Origin of the sequence: Flavobacterium poyangense (genome assembly GCF_011751075.1) — a bacterium.
In the GTDB taxonomy this organism is placed as follows: Bacteria; Bacteroidota; Bacteroidia; order Flavobacteriales; family Flavobacteriaceae; genus Flavobacterium; species Flavobacterium poyangense.
In genome coordinates this window covers 1-24504 of sequence record NZ_JAALLN010000024.1, presented here as the reverse complement: position 1 = coordinate 24504, position 24504 = coordinate 1, and the positions used below count along the sequence as shown (strand labels likewise).

The 24504-nt window shown below is 34.5% G+C and carries 24 protein-coding genes; 16 read left to right on the top strand and 8 right to left on the bottom strand.

The genetic code is table 11. The annotated features are described in order from the left end of the window. Window position 1: 1 nt before the first annotated feature. Both G3A47_RS21055 and G3A47_RS21050 read right to left on the bottom strand, forming a co-directional pair. Entirely contained in the window at window positions 2-2440 is a 2439-nt protein-coding gene (locus G3A47_RS21055) for a YfhO family protein (RefSeq protein ID WP_166926014.1), read from the bottom strand. Window positions 2441-2490: 50 nt separating this feature from the next. Further along, a complete protein-coding gene (locus G3A47_RS21050) occupies window positions 2491-2775 on the bottom strand; it encodes a DUF4834 family protein (protein WP_166926012.1) in 285 nt (94 codons plus the stop codon). A gap of 124 nt (window positions 2776-2899) precedes the next feature. Between G3A47_RS21050 and G3A47_RS21045 the strand changes: the two genes are divergently transcribed. Both G3A47_RS21045 and G3A47_RS21040 read left to right on the top strand, forming a co-directional pair. Continuing rightward, window positions 2900-3871 carry a transporter gene (locus tag G3A47_RS21045; RefSeq protein WP_166926010.1) on the top strand — a complete coding sequence of 324 codons (972 nt, stop codon included), beginning with the start codon at window positions 2900-2902 and terminating at the stop codon, window positions 3869-3871. A gap of 54 nt (window positions 3872-3925) precedes the next feature. After that, window positions 3926-5047, top strand: coding sequence for a GTP cyclohydrolase (locus tag G3A47_RS21040; protein ID WP_166926008.1), 1122 nt, complete (start codon window positions 3926-3928; stop codon window positions 5045-5047). An 89-nt stretch (window positions 5048-5136) separates the two neighbouring features. On the opposite strand, the gene G3A47_RS21035 is transcribed toward G3A47_RS21040, so the two are convergent. Together G3A47_RS21035 and G3A47_RS21030 are read right to left on the bottom strand one after the other, a co-directional pair. Continuing rightward, window positions 5137-5613 carry a hypothetical protein gene (locus tag G3A47_RS21035; protein WP_166926006.1) on the bottom strand — a complete coding sequence of 159 codons (477 nt, stop codon included), beginning with the start codon at window positions 5611-5613 and terminating at the stop codon, window positions 5137-5139. 108 nt (window positions 5614-5721) lie between these two features. Further along, entirely contained in the window at window positions 5722-6981 is a 1260-nt protein-coding gene (locus tag G3A47_RS21030) for an aminotransferase class I/II-fold pyridoxal phosphate-dependent enzyme (RefSeq protein WP_166926004.1), read from the bottom strand. 290 nt (window positions 6982-7271) lie between these two features. Between G3A47_RS21030 and G3A47_RS21025 the strand changes: the two genes are divergently transcribed. Both G3A47_RS21025 and G3A47_RS21020 read left to right on the top strand, forming a co-directional pair. Next, window positions 7272-8051, top strand: coding sequence for an NYN domain-containing protein (locus G3A47_RS21025; RefSeq protein ID WP_166926002.1), 780 nt, complete (start codon window positions 7272-7274; stop codon window positions 8049-8051). A gap of 34 nt (window positions 8052-8085) precedes the next feature. Further along, window positions 8086-9597 (top strand): FMN-binding glutamate synthase family protein, encoded by a 1512-nt coding sequence (locus G3A47_RS21020; RefSeq protein WP_166926000.1) that lies wholly within the window; start codon window positions 8086-8088, stop codon window positions 9595-9597. Window positions 9598-10187: 590 nt separating this feature from the next. Here the strand turns inward: G3A47_RS21020 and G3A47_RS21015 are convergent. After that, a complete protein-coding gene (locus G3A47_RS21015) occupies window positions 10188-10592 on the bottom strand; it encodes a hypothetical protein (protein WP_166925998.1) in 405 nt (134 codons plus the stop codon). Between the two features lie 162 nt (window positions 10593-10754). On the opposite strand from G3A47_RS21015, the gene G3A47_RS21010 reads away from it, so the two are divergent. The 6 genes from G3A47_RS21010 (at window position 10755) to G3A47_RS20985 (ending at window position 16761) form a co-directional block, all read left to right on the top strand. Further along, entirely contained in the window at window positions 10755-11159 is a 405-nt protein-coding gene (locus G3A47_RS21010) for a ribosomal maturation YjgA family protein (RefSeq protein WP_243860532.1), read from the top strand. Beyond that, window positions 11125-11703, top strand: coding sequence for a non-canonical purine NTP diphosphatase (locus tag G3A47_RS21005; protein WP_166925996.1), 579 nt, complete (start codon window positions 11125-11127; stop codon window positions 11701-11703). Before G3A47_RS21010 ends, G3A47_RS21005 begins: the two co-directional genes overlap by 35 nt. Before the next feature lie 204 nt (window positions 11704-11907). Further along, entirely contained in the window at window positions 11908-13812 is a 1905-nt protein-coding gene (locus G3A47_RS21000; RefSeq protein WP_166925994.1) for a DEAD/DEAH box helicase, read from the top strand. Between the two features lie 88 nt (window positions 13813-13900). Further along, entirely contained in the window at window positions 13901-14674 is a 774-nt protein-coding gene (locus G3A47_RS20995; RefSeq protein ID WP_166925992.1) for a carboxypeptidase-like regulatory domain-containing protein, read from the top strand. Window positions 14675-14832: 158 nt separating this feature from the next. Continuing rightward, window positions 14833-16167, top strand: a complete 1335-nt coding sequence (locus G3A47_RS20990) for a DUF389 domain-containing protein (RefSeq protein WP_208328382.1) — start codon at window positions 14833-14835, stop codon at window positions 16165-16167. A gap of 255 nt (window positions 16168-16422) precedes the next feature. Beyond that, entirely contained in the window at window positions 16423-16761 is a 339-nt protein-coding gene (locus G3A47_RS20985) for a DHCW motif cupin fold protein (protein WP_166925990.1), read from the top strand. Window positions 16762-16853: 92 nt separating this feature from the next. Here the strand turns inward: G3A47_RS20985 and G3A47_RS20980 are convergent, their stop codons facing one another. Beyond that, window positions 16854-18314, bottom strand: a complete 1461-nt coding sequence (locus G3A47_RS20980) for an aminoacyl-histidine dipeptidase (protein ID WP_166925988.1) — start codon at window positions 18312-18314, stop codon at window positions 16854-16856. 344 nt (window positions 18315-18658) lie between these two features. On the opposite strand from G3A47_RS20980, the gene G3A47_RS20975 reads away from it, so the two are divergent. The 4 genes from G3A47_RS20975 (at window position 18659) to G3A47_RS20960 (ending at window position 21616) form a co-directional block, all read left to right on the top strand. Further along, window positions 18659-19096 (top strand): hypothetical protein, encoded by a 438-nt coding sequence (locus G3A47_RS20975; protein ID WP_166925986.1) that lies wholly within the window; start codon window positions 18659-18661, stop codon window positions 19094-19096. 279 nt (window positions 19097-19375) lie between these two features. Further along, the gene (locus G3A47_RS20970) at window positions 19376-20437 is read left to right on the top strand and encodes a DUF3810 domain-containing protein (protein WP_166925984.1); all 1062 of its coding nucleotides are present in this window, start codon (window positions 19376-19378) and stop codon (window positions 20435-20437) included. 43 nt (window positions 20438-20480) lie between these two features. Further along, a complete protein-coding gene (locus G3A47_RS20965; protein ID WP_047778797.1) occupies window positions 20481-20975 on the top strand; it encodes an RNA polymerase sigma factor in 495 nt (164 codons plus the stop codon). 8 nt (window positions 20976-20983) lie between these two features. Then, window positions 20984-21616 (top strand): hypothetical protein, encoded by a 633-nt coding sequence (locus G3A47_RS20960; RefSeq protein ID WP_166925982.1) that lies wholly within the window; start codon window positions 20984-20986, stop codon window positions 21614-21616. A gap of 167 nt (window positions 21617-21783) precedes the next feature. On the opposite strand, the gene G3A47_RS20955 is transcribed toward G3A47_RS20960, so the two are convergent. Then, window positions 21784-22593, bottom strand: coding sequence for a lysophospholipid acyltransferase family protein (locus G3A47_RS20955; RefSeq protein ID WP_166925980.1), 810 nt, complete (start codon window positions 22591-22593; stop codon window positions 21784-21786). A 126-nt stretch (window positions 22594-22719) separates the two neighbouring features. Beyond that, window positions 22720-23370 (bottom strand): NUDIX hydrolase, encoded by a 651-nt coding sequence (locus tag G3A47_RS20950; protein ID WP_166925978.1) that lies wholly within the window; start codon window positions 23368-23370, stop codon window positions 22720-22722. Window positions 23371-23593: 223 nt separating this feature from the next. Between G3A47_RS20950 and G3A47_RS20945 the strand changes: the two genes are divergently transcribed. Both G3A47_RS20945 and G3A47_RS20940 read left to right on the top strand, forming a co-directional pair. Continuing rightward, window positions 23594-23851, top strand: a complete 258-nt coding sequence (locus G3A47_RS20945; protein WP_166925976.1) for a hypothetical protein — start codon at window positions 23594-23596, stop codon at window positions 23849-23851. Window positions 23852-23921: 70 nt separating this feature from the next. After that, window positions 23922-24356 (top strand): DUF4268 domain-containing protein, encoded by a 435-nt coding sequence (locus G3A47_RS20940; RefSeq protein WP_166925974.1) that lies wholly within the window; start codon window positions 23922-23924, stop codon window positions 24354-24356. Window positions 24357-24504 lie beyond the last annotated feature (148 nt).

The following is a 24504-nucleotide window of genomic DNA, read 5'->3' as shown; positions in this document are numbered from 1 at the left end:
TTTACTTTGTATGTAAAATTACTCTTTTCCTTTCATAATAAATCCCTCCAATCAATAATAGCAACATTCCGATTGAGCTTATTAAGGTAATTGTACTTCCGGTTTTTACAACCTGAGGTTCAAATTTAAACTCTATAGTATGTTTTCCACCCGGAATTTCCATGGCTCTTAAAACATAATCTACAGGGAAATGATCTGTCAATTGTCCGTCGATATAAGCATTCCAACCATTTTTATAATACATTTCAGAGAAAACAGCCAAACCGTCTTTTTTGTTATCTGATTGGTACTTAATATAATTTGGCTTGTATACTACTGCTTTAATCGTTCCTGTCGTGTCCCATTGCTTTTTTAAACGCGCGCTTCTGAATTTACCTTCGTGCTCACGAACATTAAAAACAGCTACTCTTTTGGTATCGATATCGTCTAATGCTTTCATAACATCATCCGGTTTATTTACAAGTCTTACAGAGCTTACAAACCAGGCATTACCATTAGTATTAGGATTTACTGTCGGGAATTCCTTTCCTTCTTTATCGGTCTGGATAATATATTTTACATTTAGCATATCCAGAACTTCCATATTGTTTTTCGCGATTTGATAATCAAACAACTGTTGAATTCTTCTTGGTTTTGCGGCATGATACCCACCCAATGAATGGTGAAAGTAAGAAGCACGGGCACTTGACATGTTTCCGTTTACTTCAAAAACCCTATAATGTGTTGTATCTTTTAAAATCTGAGCATCAGAAGGCGTTTCCTGGAACGGAGCTGCAATTTCTACCGGACTAACAAAATCTTTTGCTGAAACGTATTTTTTATCGACAAAGAACAAATCAAAAATCATTAAAATACCCACAACAATTAAAGTTGTATTTTGCGAGAATTTGTTTTTAATAAACAACCACAGAATTCCAAAAGTCACTACGATAAAAAAGCCTGATCGCAATAAATCTGCTGAATACAAACTCATTCTGTCTTCTTTTAGCGCCTCAACGAAATCCGGTCCGTAGCTTTCTAAGAAATAACTATCACTACTTCCTGAAAAATGAAACATGCTTTTAGCAAATACTAAAATCAACAAAATTCCAAGACCAAAAACTCCGGTTTGCACCAATGCTTTCTGTTGTAGTTTTGGTTCTTCTTTAGCTTTAAAAAACGATTGTAATCCCATAACAGCCAAAACAGGGAAACACAATTCAAGTATTACCTGAATAGACGAAACGGCTCTGAATTTATCGTACATAGGAACGTAATCGATAAAAAAGTCTGTTAATAAAGCAAAGTTTTTTCCCCATGAAAGCACTAAAGAAAACAATGCTCCCGTAAGAAAAACGTATTTAATTTTTCTGTCATCAATAAACAATGCCAAAACCGCCAAAAAGAAAACTACAACCCCAATATAAGCAGGAGCGGCAACAATTGGCTGATCTCCCCAATAGGTTGGCATACCGGATACAAAATCCTGCGCTTGTTCTGATGGAACTCCTTTTTCGAGCATAAAAGAATACATACGGCTGTCAGTACCCACGTTTTCATGGTTTGAACCTCCAAAAAGTCTTGGCGCAATCAAGTTCAGACTCTCTGCAATTCCGTAACTGTATTCTGTGATATACTCACGGCTTAATGCATTTTCATTGGTTTTTCTTGTTCCGTCCGGATTAAAAGTCAATTCACTATTGCTACGTGTACTAAATTTAGCATATTCACTGGTTGCCAACAAATTGGTCGCATTGGCCCCAATAGCAAAAATACCTGCAACCAGCAAAACACCAAATGAAATTAAAAGAGGCTTGTATTCTTTATTTTTAATGAAATTAAATCCATAATACCCCGAAAGGATCAGTAGAAAAATCAGTAAATAATAGGTCATCTGAAAGTGATTGGCATTAACCTCCAACGCCACTGCAAACATGGTGAGCAAACCTCCCCAAATGTATTTTTTCTGAAAAACCAGTATAAATCCGGCAATAACCAATGGCATATAGGCAATAGCATGTGCTTTTGCATTGTGCCCCACTCCTAAAATAATAATTAAATAAGTCGAGAAACCAAATGCCAATGCACCGATAAAAGCTTTTAAAGGATCGGTTTTTAAGACCAATAGCAGTCCGTAAAAACCTAAAAAGTATAAAAACAGATAATCGGCAGGACGTGGTAAGAAACGCAATGCATCGTCTAATTTCCCAACATAATCGTTAGGATAATTTGCTCCCAGCTGATAGGTTGGCATCCCGCCAAAAGCAGAATTCGTCCAATAGGGCTCAGCATGTTCTGTAGCTCTAAAATCATTTTGCTCCTTTGCCATTCCGGTATATTGAGCAATATCAGATTGGAAAATTTGTTTCCCCTGCAGAACCGGGTAAAAATAAATTAAGGAAACGAGAATAAAGCCCAATACAACAAGGGCGTGCGGATAGAACTTATTTACTATTTTCAATTTAGGCAAGTTTGGTTAAATGATGAATCCAGTTTTTTCAGGACACAAACTTAATCTATTTCTTCGTAATCAACATACTCTCCCACTTTTTTGGTTTCGCGGGGATTTTTCGCATTCGCAGTATCAACAATTATCTCATCTGTATTGCGTTGCGTGTTTTGCCATGAATTGCTCTGGCTATATTGTTGTTGTCTCTGAAAATTCTCTCCTGCTTTTTCTACAGCCTTTTTAACCAACACAGGCAAAAAGATTCTAGCTAAAAATTTAAAAATATAATAAAAAGCCAAGATGTAAAAAATAGCTTTTATTAAACCTGAAAAAGATGCTTCTTGCATAATTGTTTATTTTTTTTTCAAAATTAAGAAATCTGTCGTTTAAAATTAAAATATCAATCTTAAATAAATAATAAAATATGTACATTTGAAATGCGTTATTACTTTTTAATCAAAAATTACGTTTATGTTAAAAGTTAAAAACTTATTTCTTACTGCTATTTTTTTTACACCACAATTGTTTTTCGCACAATATACTGATATCATTAATTCTAACCGCCCGGGTGAGACCATGTCTGCCTTCGCTGTTGGAAAATCTGTTATTCAGGCCGAAATTGGCTTTTACGGAATAAAAGAAAAGCATGATTTATTAAATTATGACGCAAATGGTTTTGGTACCGATTTAACATTCCGCTATGGTGCATTTCTGGAAAAACTGGAATTTGTACTTGATTTACAGTACCAAATGGAAGCTTATAATTCGCCATACAACAACCATAAAAGAAATAACTTCAGACAAACTGTTTTAGGAGCGAAATATCTAATTTATGATCCTTTTAAAAACTACGAAAAAACAAAAAACATATACAGCTACAAAGCCAATCATAGCTTTAACTGGCATCAACTAATACCGGCAGTATCTCTTTTTGCAGGAGCTAATTTTGTTGGCTCAAACAATCCGTACTCTTTTTCTCCTGAATCCAGCATTTCTCCAAAAGTAGTCTTGATTACTCAAAATCAGTTTGGTGGCGGAAAATGGGTCTTTGTAACCAATATTATTGCCGATTACATCACAACAGATTACCCTAGTTATGGTTATGTATTAACTTTAACACACGGATTCAACAACAAATGGTCCGGTTTTGTTGAAAATCAGGGGTATAAAAGCGATTTTTACAGCGATGCCATTGTGCGTGGTGGAGCAGCCTATCTAATTAATCCAAACTTACAGGTTGATGCTTCTATAAGTACTAATTTTAAAGACACTCCCTCAATATTATACGGAGGAGTTGGAGTTTCATGGCGTTATGACGGAAAATATAAAGAAAATCAAACAGAAGCTAAAAGACAGGCCAGAAAAAATAAAAAAGACCCTAAATCTAAAAAAGAAACAGATTATCAGGCACAAGAAAGAAAACGTAAATCTAAATACGAATAAAAATTTAATAACTTAAATCTCCAAACAAAGAGATATTTCATCCATACAATCTTAATGATTACAATTAAAGAAGCCAAAAGCAAAAAAGAATTAACAGACTACATCAAATTCCCATTTTCGTTATACAAAAACAATCCGTATTGGGTTCCGCCTATTATTGCTGACGAACTGGAAACTTTTGATAAAACTAAAAATCCCGCTTTTGACAATGCCGAAGCTTATTTCTATCTGGCCTACAAAAACAACGAAATTGTAGGTCGAATAACCGCCATTATCAACTGGTCAGAAGTTAATGATCAGCACAAAAGAAAAGTTCGTTTTGGCTGGTTTGACGTTATCGATGATCTGGAAGTTACCAAAGCGTTATTAGAGAAAGTATATGAATTAGGAAAACAAAACAATCTGGAATATGTTGAAGGTCCAATGGGCTTCTCTAATTTAGATAAAGTTGGAGTACTGACTGAAGGATACGACCAAATGGGAACCATGATTACCTGGTACAATCACCCTTATTACGTAACCCACTTTGAACAATTAGGTTTTCAAATCGAGAAAGAATACCTCGAAAATTCCTTTCCGTTTTCTAATGTGAAGCCTGAATTTTTTCTTAAAGCGCAGGAATTAATCAAAAAAAGATACAGCTTAAAATCACTTACGTTTACCAAGACAAAAGACATTATGCCACACGTGGACAAAATGTTTGATTTGTTTAACGAGTCCTACGCAAGCTTAGCTTCGTTTGTTGCTATTTCCGATGTTCAAAAAGAATATTTCAAAAAGAAATACATCAGTTTTATCAATCCCGAATACATCAAATTTGTGGTTGATAAGGACGAGAATTTAGTCGCTTTTAGTATTGTAATGCCTAGCTTTTCTGAGGCTTTACAAAAAGCGAAAGGAAAACTTTTCCCTTTTGGCTTTTACCATCTGTTAAAAGCCAGAAAACAGAGCAAAGATGTTGTTTTCTACCTAATTGGTGTACATCCCGACTATCAAAACAAAGGTGTTACTGCCATTATATTTGATGAATACTATAAAACGTTCTCAGAAAAAGGAATTGTAAATTGTATCAGAACTCCGGAATTAGCCGAAAACACTGCGATCCAACTTATCTGGAAAAACTTTGATCCAAAAGTACACTGCCAAAGAAAAACATACAAAAAAGATCTTTCCTAAATATTTTATATAATTATTTTATATAATTATAATAAACCGGACAGGTTTTAAAAACCTGTCCGGTTTGTTAAAATATAAATAAATTTATTTTATTCTACCTTACAATCTACTTTGGTCAATGCGTTTTTCTGATCAAATTTTAGTTTTGTTTTGTCTTTAAACGTTACCCTATCATTTGACTCGACAACGTCTCCGTATCCTTCAATAAAAGCCCCGTCTTTTTGCAGAAAAACAACTTCTCTAACAGACGAAAGTCCTTCTGACATAAAGGTATAGTCCGCAATCAACGTATCCCCTTTCATATTACCGATAATCGTTCCGTTATTTTTATCTTTTCCCGATAAAGCATAACTCAATTTCCCGTTAACTTCCTGATGTGAATTAACATTAAAACTAAGTTCTACTATACTATTATTGGCAATCGAAGCATAACATTGGTCTCCCGAAGGCGCTACAGCTTCTGCTTCTTTTGGTGGATTTGGTGCAATTTCTACCGGTTCAGCTACTTTTTTACAAGAAGCGAAAACAGCTAAAGTAATTATCGTTAGTACAAGTATTTTTTTCATAATTATAAATTTTAGGGTTTATAATTATAAATTTAAATCAAATAAAAAAAAATCCATTCTGTGTAAGAATGGATTTTTTTACATAATTCCCATAAGAGAATTTTATATTTAAGAAACATCAACAGTTGTTCTTTCTGCAATTTCTTTATATGTTCCGTTTACCAATTTTTCACGAATGGCTTCAAAAGCCGTTAGCGTTTCCTCAATATCTTCTAATGTATGAGAAGCAGTCGGAATCATTCGAAGTAAAATAATTCCTTTTGGAATAACCGGATAAACTACAATAGAAAGGAAAATACCATAATTTTCTCTTAAGTCATTTACCATAACCATTGCTTCAGGAATACTTCCTTCTAAATAAACCGGTGTAATACAAGTATTTGTATCACCAATATTGAATCCTTTTTCTTTTAATCCGTTTTGTAAAGCATTTACATTCTCCCAAAGTTTATCTTTTATTGCAGAAGAGTTACGCAACAATTCCAAACGTTTTAATGAACCGATTGTCTGAATCATTGGTAGTGCTTTTGCAAACATTTGCGAGCGTAAATTGTATTTTAAATAATCAATAACTGTTTTATCTGCCGCTACGAAAGCACCAATATTTGCCATAGATTTTGCAAAAGTCGAAAAGTACACATCTATACCATCCTGAACTCCCTGCTCCTCACCTGCTCCGGCACCTGTTTTACCAAGCGTTCCAAAACCATGTGCATCATCGACCAATAAGCGGAAATTGTATTTTTGTTTCATTGCAACAATTTCTTTCAATTTCCCTTGTTGTCCACGCATTCCAAAAACACCTTCGGTAATAAATAAAATACCACCACCTGTCTCCAGAGCCATTTTTGTTGCTCTTTGCAGGTTTTTTTCCATACTTTCAAGATCATTATGCTTGTAAGTAAAACGCTTACCCATGTGCAAACGAACTCCGTCTATAATACAAGCATGAGAATCTACATCATAAACAATAATATCATTTTTAGTCACCAGAGCGTCAATGATAGATACCATTCCCTGATACCCGAAATTCAACAAATAAGCCGATTCTTTCATTACAAAAGCAGCCAGTTCGTCTTCTAATTGTTCGTGGTATTTTGTGTGACCGGACATCATACGGGCACCCATTGGATATGCCGCGCCAAATTGAGCTGCAGCATCAGTATCTGCTTTACGAACTTCCGGATGATTTGCTAAACCCAAGTAATCATTTAAACTCCAATTTAAAATATTTTTACCATGAAAAGTCATTCTTGGTCCCAACTCTCCTTCTAACTTTGGAAAAACATAGTAACCTTCTGCCTGAGAAGCCCATTTTCCTAGAGGTCCTTTATTATCCTGAATTCTTTCGAATAAATCTTTTACCATAATATAATGAAGTAATATTTTTTTAATTGTAAACGCGAGCAAAAATAAATATTTATTCTCGGTTATCATAATAATTTAAAAATGAATCGGATTCAATACAATACTTTAATAAATTTTAAGAAAAAAAGCCAATAATTTGCAATTAATATCCTACAAATAAATCTTAGCACTACCCAAATCCGTAATTTATACCTGTTATAAATTCCACGTAACCGAATAAAATTGTTTTATTTTTTAGTACTTTTAAAAGCATTTTTAAAATGAAGATTATAAATTCTAATAGCTAAAAAATGGCTTTAAGCACCTCAAAAGATTTAAAACTAGCCGTTCTTATCGATGCCGACAACGTTCCTTACAGCAATGTAAAAGGCATGATGGAAGAAATAGCAAAATTTGGCACCCCAACCACTAAACGCATTTATGCCGACTGGACCAAACCAAACGCCAACGGATGGAAAGGAGTCTTACTTGAACACGCCATTACTCCAATACAACAATACAGTTATACGGTAGGTAAAAACTCCTCCGACTCAGCCCTGATAATCGATGCCATGGACCTGCTTTACTCCGGAAAACTGGATGGCTTTTGCATTGTTTCGAGCGACAGTGATTTCACCCGTTTAGCTATCCGGCTGCGAGAATCCGGTATGAAAGTGATTGGTATAGGAGAAAAGAAAACACCTAACTCTTTTATTGTTGCCTGTGACCGATTTATTTACATTGAAGTTTTAGACAGCGCAACTCAGAAAAAGAAAACCAAAGTCGCTACTACCGATATTAAAAAACCGGTTGAAAAGCCTGCCGAAAAAGCACTTCACAAAATCGACAAACAAACTATTGAACTCATCGAAGCTACCATCGAAGACATCGAAGACGATGACGGCTGGGCATTCCTGGGTGATGTAGGAAATTTGATTGTAAAGAAAAAACCCGAGTTTGACCCTAGAAACTATGGTTTCTCAAAACTTACACCGATGCTGAAATCCTTAACTGATATTCTCGAAATTGACGAAAGAGAATCAGACAAAAAAGGCATTAAACACGTATACGTTCGTTTGCGTTTCAACTAATTACCAAACTGTTCCATCTTAATTTCAAAAAAACATGAGAAAAAAATTCTTTATATACGGGTTCTTATTGTTTCTACTTGTTGCGACCGTCTATTATTATACAGATCGTGGTTTTTTACTCGTTATTATCTTACCTATCCTATTAGTCGTTGGAATCTATAACGCTGTTCAAACCAAACATGCCATCCTGAGAAACTTTCCGGTTTTAGGTTATTTCAGGTATTTATTTGAAATGATTGCTCCCGAAATTCAACAATATTTTATTGAGAGATCTACAGACGGTAAACCTTTTTCCAGAAATCAACGCTCGCTGGTCTACCAAAGAGCCAAAAATATTGATTCAAATTCCCCTTTTGGAACACAATTAAATTTAAATCAGGACAGCTACGAAGGAATCAAACATTCAATTTTCCCTGCTAAAGTCAATGACCAACTACCACGCGTATTAGTAGGCGGAAAAGATTGCAAACAACCTTATCTAGCTTCTTTACTGAATATATCTGCCATGAGTTTCGGTTCTTTAAGCGAAAATGCCGTTCGCGCTCTAAATATTGGTGCACAAAAAGGTAAATTTTACCAAAATACAGGAGAAGGCGGATTAACAGACTTTCATTTAGAAGGCGGAGGAGATATTACCTGGCAAATTGGAACCGGTTATTTTGGATGTCGTACTCCGGAAGGGGCTTTCAGTCCTGAAAATTTTAAAGAAAAAGCCAATCATCCGAACGTAAAAATGATCGAAATAAAGCTTTCTCAAGGTGCAAAACCGGGTCACGGCGGAGTGCTTCCGGCAGCTAAAAACACCGTTCAAATTGCTAAAATAAGAGGAGTTATTCCGCATACTTTAATTCTTTCACCGCCAAGTCACAGTGCCTTTTCTGACGCTAAAGGATTAGTTCATTTTATTGCGCACTTACGTGAATTATCGAATGGCAAACCTATCGGTTTTAAATTATGTATCGGAAACACAGCCGAATTTGAAGCCATTTGCCATGAAATGATCGCAGAAAACATTTACCCTGATTTCATTACAGTAGATGGTGCAGAAGGTGGTACAGGAGCCGCACCCTTAGAATTTGCTGATGGTGTCGGAATGCCTTTTGAACCTGCTTTGATATTCGTAAACAAAACATTGGTCGGGTTAAACATTCGCGACAAAATACGCATTATCGGCAGCGGAAAAATCATATCGGGTTATTCTATTCTGCATGCTGTTGCATTGGGCGCAGACATGTGTAATAGTGCCCGTGGATTTATGTTTTCTTTAGGTTGTATTCAGGCATTGCGTTGTCATAATAACGAATGTCCTACCGGTGTTGCAACCCAAAACAAAATGCTGATGAAAGGTTTAGTAGTTACGGATAAGTCAGATCGTGTCTATCATTTTCACAAAAACACTTTACATGCCGCAAATGAACTTCTTGCTGCAGCCGGCAAAAAAAGCTTCGCCGATGTAGACATTAATATCTTTATGCGCGGAGATGAATTTAGTAATTTATCAGACAGTTACTTCCCGGATAATCTTACGAATGTAACCAAACACTAAAAGTTCTCTTTGCGGTTGGTTTTTTTAACCGCAATAGACGCAAAGATTTTTCTTTATGCTGAGACGCAAAGTTTCTTTTTATACACGCAGATCTGGCAGATTAAGCCGATATTTTTGCTCTCTGATTTCGATAAAAATATTTCGAATAAATCTGCTAAATCTGCGTGAAAAAATTGCTCTGCAAACATAGGAGATCGCAAGGCTTTGCAGATAAAAAACTGACGTCTTTTAGCAGGTTCAATTTTCAACATCAATCATCAAACTCTTAGCGCACTTTGCATAAAACTTTGTGGTCTCCTATGTCCGTAGTATTTTTTTTCACGCAGATTTAGCAGATTTATTCAGATTGTTTTTATCGAAAAAAACAAAACAAGAATATCGGCTTAATCTGCCAAATCTGCGTGAAAACGACTTTTCTTTGCAGTTAGATTTTTAATTCCAAAAGCTACATAATTTTTATACAAAACAAGCGTTCACTAAGTAAATAATTCCGGTCTATTCAAAGAAAAATGACTATTCCACAAACCTGAAACTTGAAACCTGAAACAACTCTCTTCTCATTCCCCTAAGACTCCCCATCAACTACATTACTATTTCAATAAAACCGCAATGGCTTCTTTATTCAGAATCTCTTTTGCCAGAACGGTATTATCGTTTGCTAAAAAATAAACATCAAATCGTACTCCTTCTTCGATTAACTCTTTTGGAATTTGATCTTTATTTATCATTTCCTTTAATAATATAGGAAACGATCCACTGGCTGCCAATTTATTAGGGTCGTTTTGTTCTAATTTGGTCTCAAATCGAAGTTCAATCTTATTGTCGTTTATGTAACCTCTTGCGGTAGTCAGCGTCACGTTTTCTGCCTTAAAACTTTTGGCAGCGCCATTGTAAGCAACCACATACTCCTGAAGTTTTTGTTTTGTGTTTTTACAACTTACCAGCATTACCATAATACTAATCGCAAGCAAAACCCTGCTTATTTTCTTGATCATAATTTTTATTTTTTACCTCTTGGCCTTAAAGTTTCTCAAGATACTAATAATCCTTCTAATATATAAAAACTTATAAAGAAACTGCGTCTTTTAGCTTTTGTCTACAGCAAATCTGTCCCCTTTTTATATCTTTGTTTAACTCAAAAGCAATTAATACAGAAATTGAAAAAATTAAGAATCTGCTATGCGCTCGTATTTCTTTTCGTAATCTGCCTTGGAATACTGTCAAGAAAAACTACGCTAATTCCGTTGTATTTTGGAGACGTACTCTATGCCATAATGATGTATACCTTAATTAGAATTGTATTTATTCGTAAAAAAGCATACTCGATTATACTTCTTTCTTTATTAATCTGTTATAGTATCGAAATCTTTCAGCTTTGTCAGCAAGACTGGATTATTGCACTTAGAAAGACACTTTTCGGAAGATATGTTTTAGGACAGGGATTTTTATGGAGTGATCTTTTGGCTTATACTTTTGGAATTACAATTGCCTTTATAATAGAAAAACTTACTTTAAACTATACTACTTATGAATCTCGTTTTCGCTTCAAACAACAAAAATAAAATCAAAGAAATACAAAGCATCCTTCCGGATACTATAAAAATATTAAGTCTTGAAGAGATCGGCTGCTATGAAGACATTGCCGAAACCGCAGACACCATAGAAGGCAATGCAATTCTAAAAGCTGATTATGTCACAAAAAACTATGGCTATGATTGCTTTGCAGATGATACAGGACTTGAAGTTACAGCATTGAATGGCGTTCCGGGTGTATATTCCGCACGTTATGCAGGCGAACATCGCGATGCCAATGACAATATGGATAAACTTTTAGATGCTTTATCTGACCAATCTGACCGCAGCGCACAGTTCAAGACCGTTATAACATTAAATCTAAAAGGAGAACAACATCTTTTTACCGGAATCGTAAAAGGAAATATCACACTCACTAAAGCAGGTAGTGAGGGCTTTGGATACGATCCGATCTTTCAACCGGAAAACTATACCGAAACTTTTGCCCAACTGCCTTTAGAGATCAAAAACAAAATCGGTCATCGCGGAAAAGCAACACAACAACTAATTGATTTTCTGAATTCGGCAAAATAACCGTTTAAAATACAACATTTTAAACTCAAAAAATCACATTTCACGACGTATTTTTTTCCTGTTTTAACAATTTCTAACTCAAAATGATTTCATAATATTTATAACTTTTTGATAATCAAATCATAACAAATCTATAATTCTTAAAATAGCATTAGTTTATCTGAATAATTAACAGTAATTTTGCACCCTATTTTAAAAATACATATGAATAAATTTGAACAATTAGGATTGAATGAATCGTTACTGAAGGCGATTTTAGATCTAGGATTTGAAAATCCGTCAGAGGTACAGGAAAAGGCGATTCCCCTATTATTGGAAAAAGACACAGATATGGTTGCGTTGGCTCAGACAGGGACAGGGAAAACGGCAGCTTTCGGTTTTCCGCTAATTCAAAAAATTGATGCTGACAACAGAAATACACAAGCATTAGTTTTATCGCCAACACGAGAACTTTGTTTACAGATTACCAACGAACTTAAAAACTACTCAAAATACGAAAAAGGTATTAATGTGGTAGCAGTTTACGGCGGGGCTAGTATTACAGAGCAAGCCAGAGAAATTAAGAGAGGAGCTCAGATTATAGTAGCTACTCCGGGGAGAATGCAAGACATGATCAACAGAGGTTTAGTAAACATTAAAAGCATAGACTACTGTGTTCTTGATGAGGCAGACGAAATGTTGAACATGGGATTTTATGATGATATCTGCTCTATTTTATCAGATACACCAGACGAAAAAAGTACATGGTTGTTCTCTGCAACTATGCCACAAGAGGTTGCCAGAATTGCAAAACAATTTATGAGCGAACCTGTTGAAATTACAGTAGGTGCTAAGAACTCAGGTTCTGCAACTGTTTCTCACGAATTTTACTTAGTAAATGCACGTGACCGTTACGAAGCTTTAAAACGTTTAGCCGATGCAAATCCGGATATTTTCTCTGTGGTTTTCTGTCGTACTAAAAGAGACACACAAGCTGTAGCTGAAAAATTAATTGAAGACGGATACAGTGCTGCTGCATTGCACGGAGATTTATCTCAGGCGCAACGTGACGGTGTAATGAAATCTTTCCGTGGAAGACAAATTCAGATGCTTGTTGCAACTGACGTTGCTGCACGTGGTATTGACGTTGATAACGTAACACACGTTGTAAACTACCAATTACCTGATGAAATTGAAACGTACAACCACCGTTCAGGACGTACTGGTAGAGCCGGAAAATTAGGAACTTCTATCGTTATTGTTACTAAAAGTGAATTACGTAAGATTTCTTCTATTGAAAGAATCATCAAACAAAAATTCGAAGAAAAACCAATTCCTTCAGGAATCGAAATCTGCGAAATTCAATTATTACACTTAGCTAATAAAATTAAAGATACTGAGGTAGATCACGAAATTGACAATTACCTTCCGGCAATCAACAACGTTCTTGAAGGTTTATCTAAAGAAGAGTTGATTAAAAAGATGGTATCTGTAGAATTTAACCGTTTTATCGCTTACTATAAAAAGAACAGAGATATTTCTACTCAATCTGGAGAAAGACGCGAAAGAAATGATTCTGAGCCAAGAGAATTCAATAACAACGGAGCAGTTCGTTATTTTGTAAACATCGGTTCAAGAGACAACTTCGATTGGATGTCACTTAAAGATTACCTGAAAGAAACATTAGACTTAGGTCGTGATGACGTTTTCAAAGTAGATGTAAAAGAAGGTTTCTCTTTCTTCAACACTGATCCTGAGCACACAGAAAAAGTTATGGAAGTATTAAACAACGTACAATTAGAAGGACGTCGTATTAATGTTGAAATTTCTAAAAATGACGGTGGCGGAAGACGTGACCATAACGGACGTTCTGGTGGCGGAAGAAGTTCAGGTCCAAGAAGAGAAGGAAGTTTTGCACCAAGACGTGAAGGTTCTGGTGGTGGCTTTAGAGGCGACAGAAACTCTTCCAGAGAAGGTGGTTTCAGAAGCGACAGAAACTCATCAGCTCCAAGAAGAGAAGGTGGTTACAGAAGTTCAGCTCCAAGAAGCGAAGGTGGTTCAGACAGAGCTCCAAGACGTTCTGAAAGCTTTGGTGATTCGCCAAGACCAAGAAGACCAAGAAGAGATTAATTCTCTTTGTTAATTTTCTGATAATTATATTTAGATACTGCGAAATATTTGATCTTGATTCACTACTTTTAGTGCTTTAATCCAGGATATGAAATATTTCGCAGTTTTCTTTTTTACACTACTATCTACTATTGCTTTTGCACAAGACACCCCCTCTACAATACCACAAAGAGTTTCGGGCTACATTATTAACGACAATAGCAAACAACCTCTTTCAAGTGTTAATATTATAAACACTAACAAAGTAAGAGGCGCAAAATCTGATGAAAAAGGATATTTTGAAATTGATGTACAAGTCAATGACACCCTTCACTTTTCGATTTTAGGATTCCAATCACTTCGTATCAGAGTAACGAATGACTGGATAAAAAATAAAGTAACCAGAATTCAGCTTACCGAAAAAGCAATCGCTCTTGAAGAAGTTGTTATTGCTCCCTTTAGCTTAACGGGTTATCTTGAAGTTGATTCTAAATTAATTCCGACTAAAGAAAACTATCGCTATAGTATTTCAGGTCTTACACAAGGGTACGAAGCCGGTGAATATTCTCCAAATGCATTTGGAAAAGTACTGGGCTCTATCTTTAATCCTGCGGATATGCTTTATAATTTTTTCGGAAAAAACGGTAAGGAGCTCAGGAAGCTTAAAGAAATGAAAAAAGACGATACTGTTCGAAACCTTTTAGAATCGAAATACGACCGCGAGACTGTTTCTGTATTACTGGGAATCAGTAAAGATGAAATCCCCGAAATCATGCACCGTTGCAACTATTCTGATTCTTTTATTCAAACCGCAAACGATTTGCAAATTATGGATGCTATCAGTGCTTGTTATGAACAATACAAAGTATTAAAACGAAATTAAGTTTTCACCATTATAAAATCAATCCTCAATTATCTAATTGGGGATTTTTTTATTTTAGGCATTATTCTTCCAAAATAATGGCATCACAACAAATAATTGATTAAATTAGACATTATACATCTCTTAAAATCGTCTTCGATTTTAAAAATCAATTTAAAATGACAAATATAACAGATAAGATTCTGGATTTTATAGACCTGCACAAAGGAGAAGAAGACAAAAAAACAGTAGTACAAAATATTACCAGTACGGTATCTTTTAGAGGATCGAATCTTTGGATTTTAGTCTGCGCTATCATTATTGCATCTGTCGGATTAAATGTAAACTCAACTGCAGTTATAATTGGAGCCATGCTTATTTCTCCATTAATGGGACCAATCGTTGGTGCCGGATTCGGCTTGGGAATGTATGATTTTGAATTATTAAAAAAATCCGTTAAAAATCTTTTAATCGCTACAATAGCCAGTTTAGCCACTTCGACAATTTACTTTTACATAAGCCCTTTTAAAGAAGCACAATCTGAGTTACTGGCGAGAACTTCTCCTAATATATATGATATCTTAATTGCCTTTTTTGGAGGTTTGGTCGGAGTAATAGCCGTAACCAGAGTCGAAAAAGGAAACCCTATTCCGGGTGTCGCCATTGCTACGGCTTTAATGCCTCCTTTGTGTACCGCCGGTTATGGTTTGGCATTAGGCAATTTTAAGTTTTTCTTAGGCGCAATGTACCTGTATACAATCAATTGTGTTTTTATCTGTATCGCCACTTTTGTCATTGTAAACTACCTAAAATACCCAATAACCAAACAGCTTAATACGGTACATCAAAAACGGGTTAAATACATTATTACGATTCTGATTTTATTTATGATAATTCCCAGCATCTATTTTGCCTATCAGTTATTCATTCAAAAAAATTATACTTTTAAAACAGAAACATTTATTCAGAAAGAATTTCTAAATAACGATTACCCTATTATCTACAAAAACATTGAATACAATACGAATCCTAAAAAAATCGAATTAGCATTTTTAACCAAAAAATTTAGCGATAGTGAAATCATCAGTTTAAATAAAAAATTGGTCGATTACGATCTGAAAAATACCCGACTCGTTATCAAACAGGACACTTTTAATCTGGCAAAAGACATCATGAAAAAAATCAACACCAGCCAAAACTTAGTCGATCAAAAAGATGTCTTAATTAACGATTTAAGAAATCAATTGTCCCAATATCAATTCAAAAATCTTCAAATAGGAAGCGAAGCCAAAATTCTCTTTCCATTTGTTACCTCGCTGTCTATTGGAAATTATTCAACCGAAAACAAAGACAGCAAAACCAAAATTATTCCGATAATTCTCTTTCAGAGTAAAAAGGACATTACTCCGGAAAACAAAGAAAAACTAAAATCCTGGCTAAAAGTGCGACTTCAAAAGGATTCAATAGAAGTATACAGACAAACTGTACCCGAAATAAAAACCCTAAAAAAATAAAGCTATGTCAAAAGGTCTAGATTCCAAAAAAGCAGCAAAAAAAGAACCGTTAAAAACGGCTAAAGAAAAAAAAGCAGAAAAGCGAGAAAAGAAAAACAACCCTAAACGAGATTAACAATAGTATTCGGTCGCAGTCGCAGTTTTTTTAGTATATAACAGATAACCATGGCTGTAAACTAATACTAAACACTTATTTAATTGGAGATTTTTTGTTTAAAACCATAAATCTTAATTACGAACCAACAAACAAGAACTATGTCTACAATACCTTTTCAAACTATTGATTGGAGCCAAATTGCGAAAACTGAACATAAAGGCGAAACCGGAAAGGCATTTTGGCAAACTATACAACTAGGGAACTTACGCGTTCGAAAAGTTACTTATTCTGAAAATTACCTTGCAGATCACTGGTGCCAAAAAGGACATATTGTACATTGCATCGAAGGAGAATTTATCAGCGAATTAGAAAATGGAGAAAAATTCATTCTCTCTAAAGGAATGACCTACATTGTTTCTGACGATGTAAGTTCACACCGTTCCATAACAACCAAAGGAGTTGAATTACTGATAATTGACGGAGATTTTTTAAAATAACACTCCTTAAACAAAATTAACAATAGTATTCAGTCGCAGTCGCAGTTTTCAGTATACAACTGGTAACCGCGACTACAAACTGATACTAAAATTTATTTAATCGGAATATTAGACAGAATCTCCAATACAAATTTCCAATATTTTTTAGCAGAAGAAATACTTGCTCTTTCGTCCGGAGAATGCGCTCCGTGAATGGTTGGCCCAAAAGAAATCATATCCATATTCGGATAATTTGTTCCTAAAATTCCACATTCAAGACCAGCATGACAAGCTACTACTTTTGGCTTTTCATTATTTTGTTTTTCGTAAATCTCTTTTAATACTTCTAATATTTCTGAGTTTACATTTGGTGTCCAACCCGCGTAAGAACCTGTAAGTTCCACTTCGCAACCTACCAATTCAAATGCAGAACGCAATGCATTTGCCAAATCAAATTTTGAAGTTTCTACAGAAGAACGTGTTAAACATCCGATCGAAATCTCACCGTCTTTTACGATTACTCTGGCAATATTATTTGATGTCTCAACTAAATCTTCCATATCGGCACTCATTCTGTAAACCCCATTATGAGCAGCATAAATAGCACGAATAATTCCTTCCTGAACCCCTAAATCCATTACTTTTTCAGGCAAATCACATTTCACTATTTCAATAGAAAGGTTTGGCTCCGTTGTTTTATACTCAGCCTTAATATCGTTGATGATTTCCTGCATATCAAAAATGTAAGCTTCATCAAACATTTCAGAGATAATCACTTTAGCCACACTTTCTCTTGGAATTGCATTTCGCAAACTACCTCCATTTATTTCAGCCACCTGCAAACCAAAGTTCTCAAAGGCATCAAACAACAAACGGTTCATAATTTTATTAGCATTCCCTAACCCTTTGTGAATATCCATTCCTGAATGACCTCCGTTAAGCCCTTTTACGGTAATAATATGCCCAACAGAACCTTCCGGAACTTCTTCTTCATGATAACTTCTGGTAGCTGTTACATCAATTCCTCCGGCACAACCGATATCAATTTCATCATCTTCTTCCGTATCTAAATTCAATAAAATCTGTCCCTGAAGAATCCCTCCCTTTAGGTTTAAAGCTCCTGTCATTCCGGTCTCTTCATCTATTGTAAACAAAGCTTCAATAGCAGGATGCGGAATATCTTTACTTTCTAAAATGGCCATAATAGTAGCTACTCCTAACCCATTATCTGCGCCAAGTGTAGTGCCACGAGCACGAACCCAGTCGCCATCAACATACATATCGATTCCCTGTGTATCGAAATCAAAAACAGTATCAGCATTTTTTTGGTGCACCATATCAAGGTGTCCCTGCATCACAATCGCTTTGCGGTTTTCCATTCCCGCTGTTGCCGGTTTTCTAATAATTACGTTACGGATATCATCTTCAAAAGTTTCTAAACCTAAGCTATTTCCAAAGTTCTTCATGAACTCGATCACTCGTTCTTCTTTCTTTGACGGACGTGGAACCGCATTCAGATCAGCGAATTTATTCCATAGCGCCTTAGGTTCCAGATTTCTTATTTCCTGACTCATTATTTTGTGTTTGAAGTTTAACAATTAAGAGCTTCAAAGTTAAGAAAGTATTACCTCTTAAAAAAAAGTATCTACTATTCAATTTACAAATAAAATCAATCAATGGGCGTTGCTTCTAATTAACAAACAAAGGTTAACACAAATAATAAATTTTATTAAATTTATAGAAATTTTCTTACTTTTAATTATTACTTTTTAATTTATAAAATAAAACTCATTGTATGGAAATCCTTTTTTCAGAATTTACAGTTTCCGCTTTTATCTTCAATATCATTTGCAGCATCCTTGCGTCCTTCATTTTTATATTTACTCTTTTGATCTTTCTAAAGCCTAAATTTGAAATAGTGCCACTAATAGCAAAAAACGATAGCCCCTTTGATAAGACCAATCAAATTTGCTTTTCTTTCAAAATTATTAACAAATCCTTCTTTGGCGCTTATGATATCGAAGCCAGAACCAATTACTATTACATCATACAAGGAGAAAACGGCATTATCAACAAGATCTTTTCTAAATTTGAACTTAAAACAAATAAGGTCAATTACGTTCCCGGTTATATTCCATTCAACAAAAAATATGGCAATAACTGTATTCAATTCCTCACCTATGAAAATTTATCCGAAAAAATGAAATCCTCCACTACACACATACAATTTCAAATTACTGCACGCCATAGTCTAACAGGTCTTAGCAATATTTTCACCTATGAATTTGTCCGTAAAAATGCTATCAAAGAAGGTAAATTTAAGGAAGGAAACTTTAAAGAAGTTTTAAAATGTTAATTAACTTTTTATAACGATAATAATGTCATACTTTTATGTATTATTAATCTTAATATAAAATAGTCATGAAAAACGATATCATTGCTATGTAACCGCTACCAAAGAATTAATTCCTAAAAAATACAAACAAAAACCGAAGCCGCTTCGGTTTTTCTGTTTTTTATTACCTCCAATCATTATAAATGTAGCTCTCCTCTGTTTACGATTTGCAAGAATATCAAAAATCCCTTATAAAAAACTAATAATTGTATTTATATTTACGTATTCAAAATTTACATTGTGAAGCGAAAATACATTCTACCTTTATTACTTCTCTTACAGTTTATTCTATTAAAGATTCTTCCTTTTTTCCCGGAATCCATCGAACGCTTTTACAGCAATGGTCTGTACCTGAAAATAGCTCATTTTTCACGAATCTTTTTAGGTCATATTCCTTTTTCAGTAGGCGACTGTATTTACTTTGTTTTGATCGTTTTATTAATTCGCTGGATTTGGAAAAACCGTAAAACATGGAAATCAAATTGGAAAGATCATCTTTTAAGAGCATTGAGTGTCATATCTATATTTTACTTTTTCTTCCATCTTCTTTGGGCACTCAATTATTATCGCGAACCTCTTTTTGAAAAAATCAAAATCAAAAGAGAATACACTGATGCGGAGCTGTTAGTCTTTACTAAAAAATTGATAGCAAAAACAAATGAAATTCAATTTCAGATAACCAAAAAAGACAGTTCCAAAGTTGTTTTCCCTTATTCGCAGGAACAAGCTTTTCAGATGAATCTAAACGGCTATCAAAATCTTGCGAAAGAGCACCCCTATTTTACTTATCAAAATCTAAGTATCAAAAAGTCTCTTTTTAGCCTACCTTTGACTTATATGGGATTTGGAGGCTATCTGAATCCGTTTACCAATGAAGCACAGGTCAATGACTTATTGCCCATGTATAATTTTCCGGCAACAAGTTGTCACGAAATGGCACATCAGATAGGGTATGCGAGCGAAAGCGAATGCAACTTTATCGGCGTTTTGGCAACCGTTAAAAATGATAATTTATATTACCAGTATTCCGGTTATAGTTTTGCTTTGCGCTATTGCCTTGGCATTTGGCAGGCTAAGAATGAACCTCTTTTTAATCAATTAAAGAAAACGGTTCATGTTGGCATTTTAAAAAACTATCAGGAAAGTCAGGATTTTTGGAAACAATATGAAACCCCTATTGAAACCGGTTTTCATATTTTTTATGATAATTTCCTAAAAATAAACCAGCAAAAAGACGGTATGGAGAGCTACAGTAAATTTGTTGATTTGATGGTTAATTATTACAAAGGAAAAGATTTTTAATTGAAGTGTGTAACAAAAATTACCACAACACTACTAATACCTTATGAGCGAAAATCTAGAACAGTCATTTGTTGTGCAATTGCAGGCAAATCAGAATATAATCCACAAGATTTGTAGATTATATACTGCTGGCGAAGATGCTCATAAAGACTTGTTTCAGGAAATTACTATTCAATTATGGAAAGCCTATCCTAAATTTAGAGGTGATAGTAAATTTTCGACCTGGACGTATCGCGTTGCTTTAAATACCGCCATTACCTTATACCGAAAAACCAAAAGAACCATATCTACTGTAGATTATGAAAGTCATCAGCATTTTGTAAAAGATGTTGATTACAACTATGAAGAGGAAGAACAAATTAAACTGATGTACAAAGCCGTTTATCAGCTTAATGACATTGAAAAAGCACTAGTTTTTATGTATTTAGAAGACAAAGATTATCAAGAAATAGCCGAGACCTTGGGGATCAGCGAAGTGAATGCACGTGTGAAAATGAACAGAATAAAGGGGAAACTTAAAAAAATACTAAATCCTTAAAAATTATTATGAAAGAACTGGATTTATTAAAAAAAGACTGGAAAAAGAATGCTGATTCTTTTGAACAAATTTCAGAAAATGAAATCTACAAAATGATACACAAAAAATCGTCTTCCATTGTGAAGTGGATTTTGATTATCAGTATTTTGGAAATTTTATTCTGGACCGTTTCAAACTTATTTTTCAGTACTGATGAGATGTTAATTAAGATAAAACATCCCGAAATGATTTTTTACCTTGCTGTTTTAACGTACTTCAATTATGTAGTTGTTTTAATTTTCGTCTATTTTTTCTACAAAAATTATAAAACAATATCGACCACAGGATCTACCAAACTCTTAATGAGTAGTATACTGAAAACCCGAAAAACGGTTCAATATTATGTGTGGTATAATTTAGCAATGGCTGTACTAAGTTCAATAATCAGCTTCTTTATTGCATTTGTATACAATCCGGAAATGAACTTTTTAAGAGAAAAATTAGCCACAAACGGTAAAGCAATGTTTGCTATGGGCGGAATTTTAGTCTTGGTTACATTAGCTTTCTTAGGTTTGTTCTGGTGCTTTTACAGATTATTGTACGGAACACTGCTACGCAGATTATACGCTAATTATAAAGAATTGAGAAAGATTGATTTGTAGATTTTTCTGGAGGTGCTAAGGTTCTGAGTCGCTAAGATTCTGAGTTTTTTTAGTAGTAAATATTAAACTATAACTTCTTTTCCTTAAAGATCTTTAAAATGCATAATAAGTATTCCAGAAACCTGAAACTTTTCAAATCTAAAATCTAAAATCAGAAATCTAAAATTCTAATACCCCCATCTTCTCATTTGATTCAATTCTTCCTGCATTTTTAATTCTTCGGCAGGGATTACTTTTAAGAATGACGGGTGTTGCTCGATGGCATATTCTACTTTTTCTACGATTTCATCAATTGTATCATTTTCATAATCAATATCAAGAGGTTCTTTGATTATAAAGGACTGTAAAATACCTTTCTTTTTCATTCGCAATCCTTTTTTATCAAATGAACGACGAAAACCGTCAATCACAATAGGAATCACAACAGGTTTATGTTGTTTTATAATATGAGCCGTTCCTTTTCTAACGGGTTTAAACGATTTTGTAGTTCCTTGTGGGAATGTGATTACCCAACCATCTTCCAACGCAATTTTAATATTTTCGGTATCATTGGGGTTTACTTCTCTTTTTTCGGTAACATCAACTCCTTTGGCACGCCAGGTTCTCTCTACTGTAATTGCACCAACGTAGGCCAAAATTCTTGGTAATAAACCGGCTTGCATTGTTTCTTTGGCTGCAACGTAATACAGGTTCATTTTGGGTTGCCATAAATAACCAATATTCTTAATCGTGTCCTGACGACCTGATAAACTGGCATTAAAAACATGAAACATAGCTACAACATCAGCGAAATACGTTTGGTGATTGGATATAAACAAAACATTGGTATCCGGTAATGTCTTTATGATTTCGGATCCTTCAATCTGTAATTCATTAAAACCTCTATATCTTCGGTGCGTCATGGCACCCAAAACACGGATTAACCATTTCTTGATGAATAATATATGTCCGAAAGGATTTCGTTTAAACAATCCCATAGCTGTGTATTGTATTTTTTAGTTAAGTTCGCAAACTTACAAAAATTATTCTTTTACAAATACTATTAAGCAATTTCTAAGACAAATGCTTATCGTTATGAATATCAAATTGTTAATTCATTGTTTTCAAGTATTGCCTTCAAAAGTCAATTTTAAAACATCTCGCAATTCACTTAATATCATCGCTGTTGCCCCCCAAACGATATGATTTTGAATATTAAATGCCGGAACCAGAATATTGGATCCATAAGAAGTTGACAACGTGGCTTCGATTATAATTTCGTCATTTAAAAAAACGGAAAGAGGCAGTTCGATAATATCTGCAACCTCTCTGACATCCGGATAAAAGGAAAGCTCTTCTGAAGCAACTCCCAAAAAAGGATGTACCATAAAATTACTTGGCGGTATAAACACGGGAGTAAATTCCTTAATTACATTTATCTTTTCAGGCAAAATACCTACTTCTTCATGTGTCTCCCTTAAAGCTGTTGTCGCAAATCCTGCATCAGTCATTTCGTATTTTCCACCGGGAAAAGCAATTTGCGAAGAATGAACTCCGTTGTAAGCATTTCGGACTATTAAAACCAAATGCGTTTTGCCTTTTTTAGGGTAAAATAGCATCATAACGGCTGCTATTCTGGGATTTATCGCTTCTGTATTGAGGTTTTTCAATGCTTCTACCCGTTCCTTTGGGGCCATCTTCAAATGAGCCTGAATAGCCGGCAACTCAACCGGGATTATAGTAGGAACATAGTGCAAAAAATCTTGAAAATCCATATTATAACGTTACGAATACTTTTAAATAATATCTAAAGATAGCTTAGAATTTATCACCCTACAAATTTTAATGTAAACTACTTCCGAAAATCTTTATGCCCATATAAAAAATATACTGCAGTGACAGCCCATTCTCTAAGCGAATATAAAAGTCGTAAAAAACTAATTTATAATTCACCTATTTATCTGCTACTACTGTGATCTCACCAGCAAACGAAACAATATGAAATTTTACAGTTCCTCAAATCTATCCAAATACCGTCGAGAACATATTCCGATAGATTTGCACAGAACCGGAGCAAGAATGACTGTGAATCTTCAAAATATTAATGTAAATTTGACTCGCGAAACGTCAAAGCTGATACCTGCTAATTACCAAGTATTTAACGACAGACCCAATGGAGATTCCAATGGTAAACCAACCCATCTTATCGTTGTTTTATCTCCAATACCGATGAAATCTTACATAAAGCAGGTATAAATAGTACGTTATTCGCAAATAAATTTGAACTTAAATCGTAAAATAGTCTCGACTATACCCGTTTTTAAAAATGTACAGTAAAGAAGAATCACAGCGAATAAAAAGAGAATTTTGGGTGGCTTTTGCCGAAAAATACCCTCGTAAATGGGTACTTTATGATACCAAAATCAAAGATTTCTCTTTTAAATTTTACGTAGACAATAAAAAAGCACAGGTTTTTATTGATATCGAACAGCGAAGCGATGAGAAAAGAAATGCCTATTTTGAAAAACTGGAAGCTCTAAAAAATATTCTGGAAGAAGAATTCATCAAAGATTTGGTTTTCGAAAAAGAGTATACGCTTGAAAGTGGCAAAACCATTAGTCGAATCTGGGTGGAAAAAACCGGTGTTGGTTTTAGTAATCGCAATAATTGGGATACTATTTTTGATTTTTTCTTTGAAAAGATGAATGCTCTTGAAATGTTCTATCTCGAATACGATGAATTTATTAAGGATATCGAGTAGTTTTTATGATAAATAAATTAAAAAAAATAAACCCGACAGTTTTTTGAAACCTGTCGGGTTTGTTTTTTTATTGTCTTGTCCTGAAAAAGGTTGACTACAATCCAATTAATTATGTCAACAGAAAGGAAAGTTCTAAAAAAAGTAATGC

Coding starts and splice junctions, on each gene's coding strand:
- G3A47_RS21050 (WP_166926012.1), bottom strand. CDS start 2,775: ATGCAAGAAGCATCTTTTTCAGGTTTAATAAAAGCTATTTTTTACATC.
- G3A47_RS21045 (WP_166926010.1), top strand. CDS start 2,900: ATGTTAAAAGTTAAAAACTTATTTCTTACTGCTATTTTTTTTACACCA.
- G3A47_RS21040 (WP_166926008.1), top strand. CDS start 3,926: ATGATTACAATTAAAGAAGCCAAAAGCAAAAAAGAATTAACAGACTAC.
- G3A47_RS21035 (WP_166926006.1), bottom strand. CDS start 5,613: ATGAAAAAAATACTTGTACTAACGATAATTACTTTAGCTGTTTTCGCT.
- G3A47_RS21030 (WP_166926004.1), bottom strand. CDS start 6,981: ATGGTAAAAGATTTATTCGAAAGAATTCAGGATAATAAAGGACCTCTA.
- G3A47_RS21025 (WP_166926002.1), top strand. CDS start 7,272: ATGGCTTTAAGCACCTCAAAAGATTTAAAACTAGCCGTTCTTATCGAT.
- G3A47_RS21020 (WP_166926000.1), top strand. CDS start 8,086: ATGAGAAAAAAATTCTTTATATACGGGTTCTTATTGTTTCTACTTGTT.
- G3A47_RS21015 (WP_166925998.1), bottom strand. CDS start 10,592: ATGATCAAGAAAATAAGCAGGGTTTTGCTTGCGATTAGTATTATGGTA.
- G3A47_RS21005 (WP_166925996.1), top strand. CDS start 11,125: ATGAATCTCGTTTTCGCTTCAAACAACAAAAATAAAATCAAAGAAATA.
- G3A47_RS21000 (WP_166925994.1), top strand. CDS start 11,908: ATGAATAAATTTGAACAATTAGGATTGAATGAATCGTTACTGAAGGCG.
- G3A47_RS20995 (WP_166925992.1), top strand. CDS start 13,901: ATGAAATATTTCGCAGTTTTCTTTTTTACACTACTATCTACTATTGCT.
- G3A47_RS20990 (WP_208328382.1), top strand. CDS start 14,833: ATGACAAATATAACAGATAAGATTCTGGATTTTATAGACCTGCACAAA.
- G3A47_RS20985 (WP_166925990.1), top strand. CDS start 16,423: ATGTCTACAATACCTTTTCAAACTATTGATTGGAGCCAAATTGCGAAA.
- G3A47_RS20980 (WP_166925988.1), bottom strand. CDS start 18,314: ATGAGTCAGGAAATAAGAAATCTGGAACCTAAGGCGCTATGGAATAAA.
- G3A47_RS20965 (WP_047778797.1), top strand. CDS start 20,481: ATGAGCGAAAATCTAGAACAGTCATTTGTTGTGCAATTGCAGGCAAAT.
- G3A47_RS20960 (WP_166925982.1), top strand. CDS start 20,984: ATGAAAGAACTGGATTTATTAAAAAAAGACTGGAAAAAGAATGCTGAT.
- G3A47_RS20955 (WP_166925980.1), bottom strand. CDS start 22,593: ATGGGATTGTTTAAACGAAATCCTTTCGGACATATATTATTCATCAAG.
- G3A47_RS20950 (WP_166925978.1), bottom strand. CDS start 23,370: ATGGATTTTCAAGATTTTTTGCACTATGTTCCTACTATAATCCCGGTT.
- G3A47_RS20945 (WP_166925976.1), top strand. CDS start 23,594: ATGAAATTTTACAGTTCCTCAAATCTATCCAAATACCGTCGAGAACAT.
- G3A47_RS20940 (WP_166925974.1), top strand. CDS start 23,922: ATGTACAGTAAAGAAGAATCACAGCGAATAAAAAGAGAATTTTGGGTG.